This window comes from Sneathiella sp. P13V-1 (genome assembly GCF_015143595.1).
In the GTDB taxonomy this organism is placed as follows: domain Bacteria; phylum Pseudomonadota; class Alphaproteobacteria; order Sneathiellales; family Sneathiellaceae; genus Sneathiella.
In genome coordinates this window covers 1,066,102-1,080,579 of the sequence record NZ_WYEU01000001.1, presented here as the reverse complement: position 1 = coordinate 1,080,579, position 14,478 = coordinate 1,066,102, and the positions used below count along the sequence as shown (strand labels likewise).

Sequence of the window (14,478 nt, the reverse complement as noted above, 5' to 3'; positions counted from 1 at the left end):
ATAAACGGAAAAAAGGGCGGAAAAGTGGTTACGAAACGCCTTTCATCATGCTATAGCGCCCGCCATGTGCAGTTTTCCCAAAATGATCGGATCGTAGCCCATGTCTGCCACTGACTTACAACCTATTTCCCGCGCTCTCATCTCTGTTTCTGACAAAACAGGCCTTGTTGAATTTGGCCAGGCTCTTGCCAACCTCGGTGTCGAGATTCTCTCCACCGGCGGCAGCGCCAAAATGCTGGCAGATGCCGGTGTTCCAGTCACTGAAGTTGCTGACCACACAAAATTCCCTGAAATGATGGATGGACGAGTAAAAACCCTTCACCCAATGATCCACGGCGGCATTCTTGCTCTTCGCGACAACAAGGATCATGTGGGCGCGATGGAAGAACATAATATCGGTGCTATTGATCTGGTGGTCGTGAACCTTTACCCGTTTGAAGAGACCGTTGCTAAAGGTGCTGATTTCCACACCTGCATCGAAAATATTGATATTGGCGGCCCAGCCATGATCCGATCTGCCGCGAAAAACTACGGCTTTGTGAACGTTGTCACCGACGCCATCGACTATGAAAAAGTGATCGCCGAGTTGAAAGAACATGGCGGGAAGACAAGTATTGAGCTTCGTAAATCACTTGCCGCCAAAGCTTACGCCCGGACAGGCGCTTACGATGCTGCTATTTCCAATTGGTACGCTGAGCAGCTGGATCATGACTTCCCAGAACGCCTTGTCATGGCAGGCACCTTGCAGCAGACTTTGCGTTACGGCGAAAATCCGCACCAAAGTGCAGCCTTCTACGCCAATTCTGAAAACCGCGTTGGCATTGCAACAGCAATACAGGTGCAAGGGAAAGAACTTTCTTACAATAATTACAACGACACCGATGCAGCCTTTGAATTGGTCGCGGAATTTGATCCGGAAATCTCAGGTCCTGCCTGCGCCATTATCAAACATGCGAACCCATGCGGTGTGGCAACCGGCGCTACATTGGCAGATGCTTACCGCAGCGCCTTTGCCTGTGACACAACATCAGCCTTTGGCGGTATCATTGCCCTCAACCAGACACTGGATGCAGCAACCGCCGAAGAAATCACCAAGATCTTTACCGAGGTGATTATCGCCCCGAATGCAAGTGACGAAGCAAAGGCACTGATTGCCGCCAAGAAAAACCTTCGCCTGCTGCTCACAGGTGGCTTGCCTGATCCAAAAGTTGGCGGTCGCCTGATCAAGTCACTGGCTGGTGGTTATCTGGTGCAGGGACGCGACAATGCACTCACGTCACCAGAACTTAAAGTGGTCACAAAACGCGCCCCGTCCGAGCAGGAAATGGCAGATCTGAAATTTGCCTTTACCGTTGCCAAGCATGTGAAATCCAATGCGATCGTTTATGTGCGTGATGGGGCCACCGTGGGTGTTGGCGCCGGTCAGATGAGCCGTGTAGACAGTTCTAAAATTGCAGCCTCCAAGTCTTTGGAAGCGGCACAGAACGCCGGCGAGACAGAAGCCTGGGCCAAAGGGTCTGTAGTTGCTTCTGACGCATTCTTCCCATTTGCAGACGGATTGCTTGCAGCCGCTGAAGCTGGGGCTACCGCTGTGATCCAGCCAGGTGGTTCCATGCGCGATGATGAAGTTATTGCCGCTGCTGACGAAGCAGGTCTTGCCATGGTCATGACCGGTATGAGACATTTCCGTCATTAATTTTCCAAAGGGAGAGATCAGATATGATCACATCGACAACAGGATCTGTTGAAGGAAAACGCATCACACAATATCACGGCATCGTCGCCGGTGATGCGGTTATGGGTGCCAACTTCGTTCGAGATTTCTTCGCGCGCGTCACTGACGTCGTGGGCGGCCGTAGTGGTGCCTACCAGAAAGAGCTTCGCAAAGCTCGCAGCCTTGCTCTTGAAGACTTGATGGAAGAAGCCGCTGAGCTTGGTGCCAATGCAGTTGTTGGTATCAATCTGGATACGGAAGTGATGGGTGAGAGCATGCTGATGGTTGTTGCTACAGGCACAGCTGTTACGGTCGAGTAATAAAAGGGCGGCAGTGCCGCCCTTTTTCCTAGCGTTCCTCGCGCACGAAACTCATTAATGCTGCCCCGATAAGCAACAATACCAAAATCACCATCATTGCCGGACGCTGCTGGCCTGTTATGGAAGTCACCACCCCGATCAACGCGGGGGCAACAAAGGCTGTTGCTTTTCCAGACAGTGCAAACAGACCAAAAAATTCTGTCATTTTTTCAGGTGGCGACAATCTTGCCACCAAAGTACGGCTGGCGGCTTGGGCTGGTCCAAAGAAAATACCCATCACAAAAGCAAAGCACATAAAGACAATCTCAGCGGGGCTTGAAAGCATGGCGCCCCCTTCAACGGGCATCGCCGCCGGTATGCCAAAGAGAACTTCACCATTTCCAATGGAAAGAACCCCCATGGAGGCAAAAGCAAGACCTAGGACGGAGATCACAATGGTTGGCTTGGATCCCATCTTGTCGTCCAGCCAACCGCCGATAAAGGATCCGGCGATTGCGAAGACGTTAATGAGAATGCCGAAGATGCCAAGGGTTGTTGTCGTCCAGCCAAAAAGACCTGCCGCATAGATACCAGAAAAGCCAATAAGCGCCAGAATACCGTCATTGTAGAACATGCGGGCGATGAGGAAGAACACCACATTCTTATAGTCTTTGAGGGTCTTCAGCGTCTGGATTAAAGATCCAATCCCGTGTTTGATCGATTCTGATTTACCAAGACCTGACGGTTTTGAATCCGGGGTAAAAAACATCATCGGCAGGACAAACAGAATAAACCAGAAGCCCGCCAAGGGTCCTGTCATCCGGTCATGCTCATGGGCTGTTTTATCCAGATCAAACCAGGTGACTTCTGGAAATGAAAATCCTAGAAGGACAATAAACAGGGCGACCAGACCACCCAGATAACCAAGCCCCCACCCAAATCCGCTTAACGTTCCCATCCGTTCTCTTGTGGTCAGGCTTGGCAGCATGGCGTTGTTGAACACAAGGGAAAATTCCACGGCGATGGTGCCTGCAATAATCGCCACCAATATCCAGATAAGGCCGGTCTCCTGTGCCGGAACTGCCGCCCAAAGGGACATGCTGCTGATCGCACAGATGATGACAAAGGCAAAAATCCAAGGTTTTCTTGGACCACCCGCATCTGCAATGGATCCCAGCACAGGGCTCAACAGCGCAATCATCACCCCGGCAATGGCTTGTGTGTAGGCCCAATAGGCCTGCCCCTCTACCGGGTCACCCACCACCGTAGATGTAAAGTAAGGCGCGAAAATAAAAGTGGTAATAACTGTGAAATAGGGCTGGTTCGCCCAATCAAACATCGCCCAGGAAAATTTGCCAAGGCGTGACGCTTCTTGTATGTGTCCCATAAGCCCCTCCCGCTTCCGGATATATTGACCCAGAAGCGGAGAAAGGAGAAGTGAATATTGCGTTTAGCTGATCATGGAGCGGAACTGGCGGTTTGCAAATGCCAGTTTGGAAACATCCACACTGCCCGCAGCCTTGAACTCTTCGATCAGTTCTTTGCAGCGGCGCACAGGGTTTTTGTTTTCATCCTGCCAGTGCTCAAAAGCTGCAATGCCTTTATGATCTCCTGCAAAAGAAAATACTGTATTTGTCAGCGCCCGTTGCTGGCCATAGAGATCATCAATAATGGCTGTAACGGCCAGACGCTCCCAGTGGTTTTCTGGCTCAATACCCTCAGCTGCAAACCGAAGCCAATCAAGATTAAGCCCTGCCCCCACAGCGTAATAAACCTCACCCACTTCTGGGATGTCACGCTTGGAGTTACGACCCACTTGCACAACATCCAAAGAGGAGCGAAGCGGCGCCAGAGAGGCCACGCGGCGTGCCAGAGGTTCAGGCACTTTCATGCCAACAAAATACTGAACCCGATCGCGGAAGGCCTGGCACCCTTCAGGGCTCAACAGACCTTCAAGTTCCGTCTCCAGTTCTTTCATCGCTGGGGCCAGTTCCTTCAAGTTGTCTGAAATGGCAATTGGGAAGCTCAAATGACGCAGGCACCAAAGGGTCGCCCGGCGAAGCAGCATCTGCGTCGCATCAATCATGCGCCCCTGAACCTGACTATCGACCACATTATCCAGCGCCTCGATGTCACCCCAGATTTGCTGCAAGTTGAAGACTTCGGCGACCAGAACATAGGCACGAACCACATCATCGACGCCAACCCCCAACTCTTCCACCATCTGCATTACAAAGGTGAGACCCGCACGGTTGACCAAGCTGTTAATGGCAATGGTTGTGATGATTTCCCGGCGCAGGCGATGGCTTGCAATGTATTTCTTGTATTTCTTGCGAAGTTGAGGCGGGAAATAGTCTTCCAGCCAAGAGACAAAAAACGGATCATCCGGAAGTTCTGTATCCAGAACATCTGAATATAGAGTCATCTTCGCATATGCCAGAAGAACACTGGTCTCTGGGCGTGTGAGCCCCTGATCACTTGACCGGCGATCGGCTAGCACTTCTTCATCAGGAAGGTTTTCAACGACCCGATCAAGGCGACCCTGCTTTTCCAACTCTTTCATAAAGCGAACTTGTTCTTCAAAGTTTGCAATACTTTGACGCTCTGCAGTGGTGAGAGCCTGAGTTTGAAGATAGTTATCTTTCAAAACATGCTCGGCAACGTCATCCGTCATATCAGACAGAAGGCGATCGCGCTGTTTATCGGTCATTTCACCATCATCAAGGACAGCCCGAAGGAGGATCTTGATATTGACCTCATGGTCCGAACAATCCACACCGGCAGAGTTATCAATGGCATCTGTGTTGAGCTTGCCGCCGCTTAGTGCATATTCAATACGTCCAAACTGCGTGACCCCCAAGTTACCGCCTTCGCCAATAACTTTTGCACGGACTTCATTACCGGTGATACGGATGGCGTCATTGGCACGATCACCAACTTCGGCGTTACTTTCCTGTTTCGATTTCACATAGGTGCCAATACCACCAAACCAAAGAAGATCAACATTGGCCTTCAAAATTGCTGAAATCAGGTCGTTTGGCGTCATTGCCTTTTCTTTGACATCCAAAAGTTCCATAATCTCTGGCGTCAATGTGATGGATTTTGCTTTTCGGTCAAAAACGCCACCACCTTTGGAAATCAGCTTTGCATCATAATCTTCCCAGGACGAACGCGGCAGCGCGAACATCCGCTCTCGCTCCTTAAAGCTTTGTTCCGCATCGGGGGTAGGGTCAATAAAGATATTACGGTGATCAAAAGCCGCCACAAGTTTGATATGGCGCGACAACAGCATTCCATTTCCGAAAACATCACCGGACATATCGCCGATACCAGCAACGGTGAAATCTTCTTCCTGAATGTTTTTACCTAGCTCACGGAAATGGCGCTTCACAGATTCCCAAGCACCGCGCGCGGTAATGGCCATTTTCTTGTGGTCATAACCTGCGGCACCGCCAGATGCAAACGCATCTCCTAGCCAGAAACCATATGAAATTGCCACTTCATTGGCGATATCAGAGAAAGTCGCAGTACCTTTATCTGCCGCCACAACCAGATAGGGATCGTCATCATCATGGCGAATGACACGCGATGGTGCCACTACGTGCCCCCCTACCAGATTATCTGTTACATCCAGCAGACCAGAGATAAAGATCTTGTAACAGGCAATGCCTTCCGCCTGAATTTCCTCACGGCTACCTCCAACAGGCAGGTTCTTGGGATAAAACCCGCCTTTAGATCCCACAGGAACAATTACCGTGTTTTTCACCATTTGGGCTTTCATTAAGCCCAGTATTTCCGTCCGGAAATCTTCCCGGCGGTCAGACCAGCGCAGGCCACCACGGGCCACAGAGCCACCACGAAGGTGAACGCCTTCCACCCGTGGGCTGTAAACAAAAATCTCGCGGTAGGGGCGCGGCAACGGCAAGTCGGTAATATTCTGACTGTCCAACTTGAAGGAGAAGTAGGGCTTATCCGCCTCGCCCGCGCCTTCCTGGAAGAAGTTAGTTCGAAGTGTGTGCTCAATCAGGTTAAGATAACGGCGCAGGATACGGTCATCGTCGAGGCTGTCCACCTGCTCCAGTTCTTCCTGAATTTTCTGCCGCAGCATTTCGATATCCGCGTTACGCTTCCCTTTATAATCGGGGTCAAATCTCACATGGAACAGATCAACAAGCAGATTACTGATAGCCGAGTTATCATAGAGGGTTCTCGCCATATAGCTTTGCGAGAACGTCACACCGGCCTGACGCAGATATTTTGCGTAAGCGCGAAGAACCGCAACAGATGACCAGCTCAGGTTACACCGAAGAACCAACCGGTTGAACATGTCGCTTTCGGTCGTTCCCTGCCAGACCCGCAAAAATGTCTCTTCGAACTTGATTTTCAAAAGATGCAGATCAAGCGCGTGACCGTCCGGCTCTTCCAGTTCAAAATCATGAATCCAGATACCGTTCTCCAAATTTTCGCCTTTCGCGAAATACGGATTTTCGGAAAGCACTTTCAAACCCATATTTTCAATCATGGGCAAGCAGTCAGAAAGTGGCATTGGATCATTGAGGTTATAAATTTTGAACCGAACCCGGTTGTCTGGGTCTTCGACCCAACGATAGAGATTGAGGCCTACCTCACCTGAAGCGGAAACCTCTTCCAGTTTCTCAATATCACGAAGGGCGAGGTTAGCGTTGAAACGAGCCCGGTATCCAACCGGGAATGCGTCCCCATATTTGGCTTTCAGGCGAAGGGCTTCCACTTCTCCCCAACGCTCCAGCAAGGCGTCATTCAGATCATCAGACCACTCACGCGCTGCCGCAACTAGGCGCTGCTCAAGGACATCCTCGTCAACATCGGGAGTCTGGCCCGGATTGAGACTAATAATGAAGTGAATACGTGCCAAAACATCATCACCAACTTGGGAATAATGGGCCGAGATTTCACCGCTGTGCATTTCCGCCAGAATTGCTGCAAAGCTCTGTCTGATCTCTGTGTTGTATCTCTCGCGCGGCACATACACCAACGCGGACACAAATCTTTCAAACCTGTCACGGCGCAGGAATGCCGCTATACGCGGGCGTTCCTGCAATTCAAGAATCCGGCAGGAAATATCGTATAGTTCATCAATAGAAATCTGGAAAAGTTCGTCCCGTGGATATGTTTCCAGAATATGGGCCAACGCCTTTTCGTCATGGCTGCTCTTTGCAAACCCGGATTTTTCAAGGGTCTGTTGAACTTTACGGCGCAGGTAAGGAATATCGCGGGGAATGCGGTTGTAGGCCGCTGATGTGAACAGGCCAGTAAAGCGATATTCCCCAACAACCTCACCTTTTTTGTTAAACTTTTTAACTCCGACATAATCCAACTGCACCGGACGATGAACTGTGGATCTAGCGTTCGCCTTGGTGACAATAATCAGCTCAGGCCGGTGTAAAAACTCGCTTACTTCTGGGGAAACTTCTACTTTCCCAGACATAATGCGCCGTTCAGGATTTCGAAGAATGCCAAGACCTGATCCCGGAACCGGTTCCCAGTTCTCTGTATTGTTTTTGTCTTCGACTTTAAATTTATATTCTCGAAAACCCAAAAAGGTGAAATGGTTATCCGCCATCCATTCCAGCAATGCCTTGCCTTCTTCCACTTCGGCATCTTCAAGCGGCATTGATCCCGGTTTCAAAGACTTGGTGATTTTATCGACCTGCGCCAAGACAGATTTCCAATCTTCAACAGCAGCCCGAACATCATCCAGCACTTCATATAGAGTGGCTTCAATCTCCTTCATATCATCTGGGGATGATTGCTCATCCACTTCGATATGCATGATGGATTCAGGAAGGCCGGTCTGTTTTCCGCCATTTTCTGTTTTTTCGAAACTGATATGACTACCTTTTTTGTCACGTTTCACGCACAGAACCGGATGAATCAAGACATGGACATTCAGTCCCCTTTGGGTTAGTGCCGCAGTGACACTGTCGACCAGAAACGGCATGTCGTCATTGACGATTTCAATAACCGTATGAGACGTTTTCCATCCATGCTCCTCCAGAGTTGGGCTGAACGTCCGGATTTTTACAGTGTTCGGTTCTCTTTCACCGGCGAATTTATATAGAGACAGGGCTGAACCATAGAGGTTTTCAGACTGTATCGACAAAATGTCATCTGCCGCCACCCTCTCGTACAGCTTTTCGACAAAGAGGCTCAGATCGGCGGCCTGTTTCTTGTCAAAACGACCGGAAATCATTTCCAGTATTTCCGCGATCCGTTCGTTTTTGAGTTCAATTGCCGTAAGTGCCATATTTGGATGTCCCTATTCCGTTTTGCAGCCCAATGCATCTGATTTATCTAAAATACTAGTCAGAAGATGGTTAACGTATTCTTTTCAATCCCTATATGAATTGCGATCAGGGTCAAATTCAATAGTAATGAGGTAAATAAACAGACAGTATTCTTCACAAAAATGACATTGAATATTGACGCGTAAAGATCACAAAACCGCGAATAGTTGCACAGCCCCTTCTCAACCATCTTTATGCCCCTGAACTTTTCAGTTCAACATAAAAATTTGACATAAAATCAATAATTTAGAAAACAAACGTTTGGTGTTGATGAGAAGTTTTTTCTTTCCCGCTATTTTAACATGCTTTTTACACAGTTAGACTAAAGCTCTGACAAACGCTTACAGTTAAGGTAGCTAGAAAATGAGCAGAACAGGCATCAAAGTAACCTCAAGTCAGGAAAGCCATTCAGTATACTTGTCTTTATTTGACGAGGCTGATCCGGAACGAAGGAAGACGGTAAGCCTTAGCCCGGACAAGGTTCTACAGCTTGCAGGTAAATTGCTTTCTGCCTCATCCGAACTGGATATTCCACCCTCTGAAGAGGCTGTTAAAGTGTTTTTACAAACAGCGCTTGTCTCTGTAACCAAAGACTCTAATATTGTTAAAAACTGATCCGGTCCTGTCGGTTTGGGCAGTCGCGTATTCACCAAACTTTAAGACAATCGAATTACGTTAGCGTAATATTTGCATTAGAAGTGTTACAGGGAACCAGACATGGTTCGGTGATCATAAATGGCGACAAACAATAGCACCTTCCCGAAAAACGTATTGATATATACCCCTGTTCTGATCATTTTGGGGCTATTGGCAAATCACTTCAATGTGCCGCTTTTTTTCTCGGTAAGTTTGATATTTGGCTCTGTTTTCAGCCTGATTACACTCATGGTATTTGGTTTCGCTCCTGCACTGGTGGTTGCCATAATTGTCAGCAGCTATACCTATTTTCTCTGGGGACATCCTTACGCTATCATTATCTTTACGATGGAAATTGTTGTTGTGGGTGCCTTAAGACAACGAATTCCAACCATTGCCTTTGCCGACCTCCTCTATTGGGTCTTTTGCGGCGTCCCCCTTGTTTTCGTCTTTTATTTTGGCGTGCTTGACCTGAACCTGAACGCCAGTCTGTTAATCGCTATGAAACAGGCCATTAACGGCGTCTTCAATGCGGTCTTGGCCTCCTTGATTGTCAGTTTTTTCTATTTGATTAAAAAAGATGAAACCGCAGATGTAAACTACCAGTTTTCCGGAAAATATATTGTCACCAGCTTTCTGATGCTGCTCACCATTCTGGCAGGTGCCATCCCCATCATTCTTAATGGCTATCGGGTGAAATCCCTGCAGGAAGATAATCTGCATCACAACATGCTGGACTATGGCACTCTTATCGCAGAAGAACTGCAAGCATCCTATCAAAGCGATGAAGGTATTCAGGGTAAGTTTGGAAACGTGGAACCCGGTAAAAATAACCTGCATTTCCAACTGGCTGGACTCGCTGCAAGGGTCAGTTTTTTCAACGACACCCCTCCCATCCTTCTGGGGAAAAGCAAAGTATCGACTGAAAAAGGAACAAGGCAGCACCTGTACGATAATTTAAATATCTGGCAGCCAGAGGGGGAAATGGCCTCCATGACCAGATGGTCATTAAGCGAATATTATACCATTCTTCCACCCCTTCCGGACATTGGCGTGTCAGAAATCATGGTCTCCTCTCCGGCCCATCCGCTTGTTGATATCTTGTACAAGGTTCGCGCCCAAACCATGTTCTCTCTGGCAATCCTTGTTGCCACCGCACTCGCCGTTTCTCATTTGCTGGGTCATATCCTCATCTCACCTATCCAGCGGCTTGCTAAAGCCAGCAAGAAAATCAAGACCCTTGAAAAAGATGATAAAGAGATCACTTTTCCAAGAAGCCCAATTCTTGAGTATGATGAACTTTCACAAGCGCTTCAGAATAGTAGCGACAGTATGCGCAGCTATATTAATGCGTTGAAAGAAATGAGCGCCAATCTGGAGGACAGGGTAAAAGAGCGCACCGAAGAGCTTGCGCGCCTTTCCATGGTGGCCAGCCAGACGACTAATGGCGTGATTATTACCGATGAGAAAGGAGTTCTTGAATGGGCCAACGAGGGCATGACGCGCATCACCGGCTATACCCTAGAAGATATGAAGGGGAAAAAACCTGGGCTATTGCTACAAGGAGAGAATACCAGCCCACGGACCGCAAAACGTATTTCTAAAGCCGTGCGCGAAAAACGCGCCTTTAACGAAGAAATCCTCAACTACACCAAAGACGGGCGGGAGATCTGGCTTCAAATCACTGGAAACCCGCTGACCAATCAAGATGGGGAAGTAACCGGGTTTATTGGTATCGAAACGGATATCACAGAACGCCGCCTTGATCGGTTAAACCTTATTCGGGCCAGGATCGATGCTGAACGATCGAACGAAGCCAAATCAACGTTTCTCTCAACCATGAGCCATGAAATCAGGACGCCTCTAAATGGTATCATGGGGATGGCGCAGCTGCTGCAGGGTACAGATCTGGATGCCGAACAGGAAACTTTTACGCAAACCATCATGAGTTCCAGCAACGCCCTGTTGTCCATCATCAATGATATTCTTGATATGAGCAAAATCGAGGCGGGTGCCCTAGAGATTGAGCAAACACCTTTTGACCTGGGTGTTCTTGTCTCAACAAGCCTGACCCCGTTAAGAGCCATGGCCTCTGAAAAGGATCTGACCCTCATTCATCATTTGCCGGATTATCATCCTTCACCTCAACTCATTGGCGATCCTGTGAGATTCAGGCAGATCCTCACCAACCTGGTCGGTAACGCGATCAAGTTTACCAACGAAGGCAATGTTACTGTTCGGCTTGACCTTGAGCCGGATTATGCACCGGCCATGTTCCTGCTGAAAATGACGGTCACGGACACGGGTGTCGGCATCGCTTCAGACCGTCTGGAGGAAATCTTCAACCCTTTCACCCAGGAAGACAACACCATCACACGAAAATTTGGGGGAACAGGGCTGGGACTTTCCATCGTCTCGAAACTGGTAAGATTAATGGACGGGACAATATCCGTGACCAGTAAAGTCGGAGAAGGTACCGAGTTTAAGGTTGAAATTCCGATGAACGCAGCCCAACAAGTTGAAGAAGTTGATGTACCAGCCGCAGCCCCGTCCAATACAATAGTCCTTCGCCCGGGCCTTAAGGTAATGGTGGTTGAAGATAATTCGGTCAACGCAATCGTTGCTCAATCCTTCCTGAACAAAACAGGCTGTGAAGTGACGTTAGCGGCCAATGGCAAGATCGCGGCGGACAGTTTTGCCGACGTAAAACCAGATTTGATTTTCATGGATGCCCATATGCCGGTCATGGATGGAATTGCAGCAACAGCCACCATTCGCGCCCAGAAAAATGGCCGTAACACCAAGATTATTGGTCTGACAGCGGATGCCTTTGAAGAAAACCGGCAAAAGTTCCTCAAGGCAGGCATGGATGATATTTTGACAAAACCCTTTAAGGAAGATCAGTTGCATACTATCCTTAACAAGTATTTCCCGGAGACAGATGAAGTGTCGATAACTTTGACCGAAGAAAAATCAACAAGTGATGTAGCGGCTGAGGAAACTCCGATGGGAGACGAACAGGAGCTATCCGCCCTCGGCGAGCAAATCGGACAGGAAGCAATGTCTGCCATGCTGGCCCTCGCGCCAGACAGTTTTAAAGAACAACTGGCAGAAATCGAAGAAGGGGTTGCTGGTAGAGATTCCAAAAGGGTGCTGGAGGCTGGACATGCTCTTAGGGGGGCGGCAAGTGCACTTTATTGCTATCGTCTATCAGAAATAGCCGCCGTTTTTGAGAAAAATAACGATGAATTGGAATTAGTGACCAGTCGATTGGGTGAATTAAGAGAAACGGTTGCAGAGACCATTGACTGGCTTTCCGCAAAAGTAGACTGATCACCAGCTTAACTTTTATTGTGTGATATCAAACGATGAACCGCTATACTGTTCCGGCCCAGATCGTCTGATCACCCGTTGGATTATCGCACAATAAGAGGAACCTCATGCCCGTTTATAACCGGATCGCAGAATTGCATGATGACATGCAAACATGGCGCCGTGACATTCACAAACACCCTGAACTTTGCTTTGAAGAAGTTCGCACAGCGCAAATTGTCGCAGAAAAGCTCCGTGATTGGGGGATGGAAGTTCACGAAGGCATTGGTGTGACCGGTGTGGTAGGGGTTCTGAAAGGGCAAGGAGAGAGCAACCGTACCATCGGGATCCGGGCTGATATGGATGCCCTGCCGATGCAGGAACTTACCGGCTGTGACTATCAGTCCATTTATGAAGGTAAAATGCATGCCTGTGGCCATGATGGCCATACGGCAATCTTGCTGGGTGCCGCCAAATACCTTTCCGAAACCCGTAACTTCAGTGGCACGGTAAATTTCATCTTCCAACCCGCCGAAGAAGGCGGCGGCGGCGGTGATGCCATGGTTAAAGATGGTCTGTTCGAACGCTTTCCCTGTGATGCGGTTTATGGTCTTCACAACATGCCCGATCAGCCCAAAGGTACTTTCCACATCCGCAAAGGCACATTGATGGCGTCTGCGGATGTAGCGGAGGTGACCATAAGAGGCAAAGGTGGTCACGCTGCGCACCCACAGCGGTCGAACGATCCACTGACCGCAGGAGTTCAGCTTCATGTTGCCCTGCAATCAATTGTGTCCCGAAATATCAGCCCGATTGATAATGTGGTTATCAGTGTTACCGAATTTCATTCCGGAACCGCCCAGAACGTTATTCCGCATGACGCGAAACTGACGGCCTCTATCCGTACTACGACACCTGAACTCCGTGACTATGTAGAAAACAGGTTCCGTGAGATCTGCGAAGGAATCGGTGCGACATTTGGAGTGGAAGTAGAGCTCAACTACAAACGAAACTATCCATGCACCGTCAACCACGACCGTGAGGTGGATATTGTTGCAAAAGCAGCTGCTGATATCGTTGGGGCCAATAATGTCAACACGGAAGCCCCTGTACGAATGGGCAGTGAAGACTTCGCCTTTATGCTGGAAGCCTGCCCGGGAGCCTATATTTTCCTTGGGGCACGGGATGAAAATCACACACATACGGTCCACCACCCGAAATATGATTTCAATGATGAAATCCTGTCGACCGGCGCAAGCCTTTGGGCCCATTTGGTCGAAACACAGCTTCCGAAATCCTGACTTTTGACCGGCAGTTTTGTTGCATCCATACAACAGGCTGCCGGACATTTCATTGGGTTGATTTCAATCAATTCCAATCAAACTCTCGAGCGTTATCTGGTTACTAACAAAGAGGTGGGGGAACCTTTTTCCGGCAGTTCACTGCCATTTGGTCCAGTATTTGGAGAGTTATTATGAAAGCAGGTAAATTGTTATCCATGCTCGCGGGCGCGGCTGTATTGGTAACAACAGGTGCCTCCGGCGCCGTTGCAAAAGAAGCTGGTGATTTTCTGGTTCGTTTCCGCGGTATCGCGGTGACCCCCGATTCAAGCGGTACAACTGATGCCATCGGCGGTCAGGCAAATGTGGACGAGTCTTACGTTCCTGAAGTTGACTTCACCTATTTTTTTACAGACAACATCGCAGCTGAGCTGATCCTTGCCACAACAAAGCATGATGTAACAGTCAGCGGCACCACCCTGCCAGGTGATGCGGATCTGGGTGATGTATGGCTTCTGCCACCTACCCTGACACTACAGTATCACTTCATGCCAAAAAGCAGCTTCAGCCCCTATATCGGCGCTGGCGTGAACTACACCTTCTTCTACAATCAGGATGGCGAAAGCGCCCCTGTAAACTCTGTAGAATATGAAGACGGATTTGGCTTCGCCCTTCAGGCCGGTCTGGACTATCAGTTTGGTAATAACTGGTCCCTCAACTTCGATGTGAAGAAAATCTTCCTTGAAACCGATGTAAAAGTTAATGGCGGTGCCATTAACGCCAAAGATGTGAATATCGACCCTTGGATCTTCGGTATCGGTTTCGGTTACACATTCTAAGAGTTTAGCTCTCTAGCTCGCCCGGCCAACTCTCGATAAGGGGAGAGATGGCCGGGCTTTTTTTGTTTGTAT

The 14,478-nt window shown here is 48.9% G+C and carries 8 protein-coding genes; 6 read left to right on the top strand and 2 right to left on the bottom strand.

Annotated features, from left to right (window positions below):
- Positions 1-100: 100 nt before the first annotated feature.
- Both purH and GUA87_RS05220 read left to right on the top strand, forming a co-directional pair.
- On the top strand, positions 101-1,696 hold the full coding sequence (gene purH / locus GUA87_RS05225; protein ID WP_193715443.1) for a bifunctional phosphoribosylaminoimidazolecarboxamide formyltransferase/IMP cyclohydrolase: 1,596 nt from the start codon (positions 101-103) through the stop codon (positions 1,694-1,696).
- A gap of 23 nt (positions 1,697-1,719) precedes the next feature.
- A complete protein-coding gene (locus GUA87_RS05220) occupies positions 1,720-2,034 on the top strand; it encodes a heavy metal-binding domain-containing protein (RefSeq protein WP_193715442.1) in 315 nt (104 codons plus the stop codon).
- 28 nt (positions 2,035-2,062) lie between these two features.
- On the opposite strand, the gene GUA87_RS05215 is transcribed toward GUA87_RS05220, so the two are convergent.
- Entirely contained in the window at positions 2,063-3,400 is a 1,338-nt protein-coding gene (locus GUA87_RS05215) for an MFS transporter (protein ID WP_193715441.1), read from the bottom strand.
- A gap of 63 nt (positions 3,401-3,463) precedes the next feature.
- Positions 3,464-8,299 (bottom strand): NAD-glutamate dehydrogenase, encoded by a 4,836-nt coding sequence (locus GUA87_RS05210; protein WP_193715440.1) that lies wholly within the window; start codon positions 8,297-8,299, stop codon positions 3,464-3,466.
- Between the two features lie 403 nt (positions 8,300-8,702).
- Between GUA87_RS05210 and GUA87_RS05205 the strand changes: the two genes are divergently transcribed.
- From GUA87_RS05205 to GUA87_RS05190, 4 genes are all read left to right on the top strand, one after another.
- On the top strand, positions 8,703-8,954 hold the full coding sequence (locus GUA87_RS05205; RefSeq protein WP_193715439.1) for a hypothetical protein: 252 nt from the start codon (positions 8,703-8,705) through the stop codon (positions 8,952-8,954).
- Positions 8,955-9,074: 120 nt separating this feature from the next.
- Positions 9,075-12,308, top strand: a complete 3,234-nt coding sequence (locus tag GUA87_RS05200) for an ATP-binding protein (RefSeq protein WP_193715438.1) — start codon at positions 9,075-9,077, stop codon at positions 12,306-12,308.
- 107 nt (positions 12,309-12,415) lie between these two features.
- Positions 12,416-13,588 (top strand): M20 aminoacylase family protein, encoded by a 1,173-nt coding sequence (locus GUA87_RS05195; RefSeq protein ID WP_193715437.1) that lies wholly within the window; start codon positions 12,416-12,418, stop codon positions 13,586-13,588.
- Positions 13,589-13,761: 173 nt separating this feature from the next.
- A complete protein-coding gene (locus GUA87_RS05190; protein WP_193715436.1) occupies positions 13,762-14,406 on the top strand; it encodes an OmpW/AlkL family protein in 645 nt (214 codons plus the stop codon).
- The last annotated feature ends 72 nt before the right edge of the window (positions 14,407-14,478 follow it).

Bases quoted from the DNA above. Each gene is read 5' to 3' on its own strand.
- purH (WP_193715443.1), top strand. From the start codon at position 101: ATGTCTGCCACTGACTTACAACCTATTTCCCGCGCTCTCATCTCTGTT.
- GUA87_RS05220 (WP_193715442.1), top strand. From the start codon at position 1,720: ATGATCACATCGACAACAGGATCTGTTGAAGGAAAACGCATCACACAA.
- GUA87_RS05215 (WP_193715441.1), bottom strand. From the start codon at position 3,400: ATGGGACACATACAAGAAGCGTCACGCCTTGGCAAATTTTCCTGGGCG.
- GUA87_RS05210 (WP_193715440.1), bottom strand. From the start codon at position 8,299: ATGGCACTTACGGCAATTGAACTCAAAAACGAACGGATCGCGGAAATA.
- GUA87_RS05205 (WP_193715439.1), top strand. From the start codon at position 8,703: ATGAGCAGAACAGGCATCAAAGTAACCTCAAGTCAGGAAAGCCATTCA.
- GUA87_RS05200 (WP_193715438.1), top strand. From the start codon at position 9,075: ATGGCGACAAACAATAGCACCTTCCCGAAAAACGTATTGATATATACC.
- GUA87_RS05195 (WP_193715437.1), top strand. From the start codon at position 12,416: ATGCCCGTTTATAACCGGATCGCAGAATTGCATGATGACATGCAAACA.
- GUA87_RS05190 (WP_193715436.1), top strand. From the start codon at position 13,762: ATGAAAGCAGGTAAATTGTTATCCATGCTCGCGGGCGCGGCTGTATTG.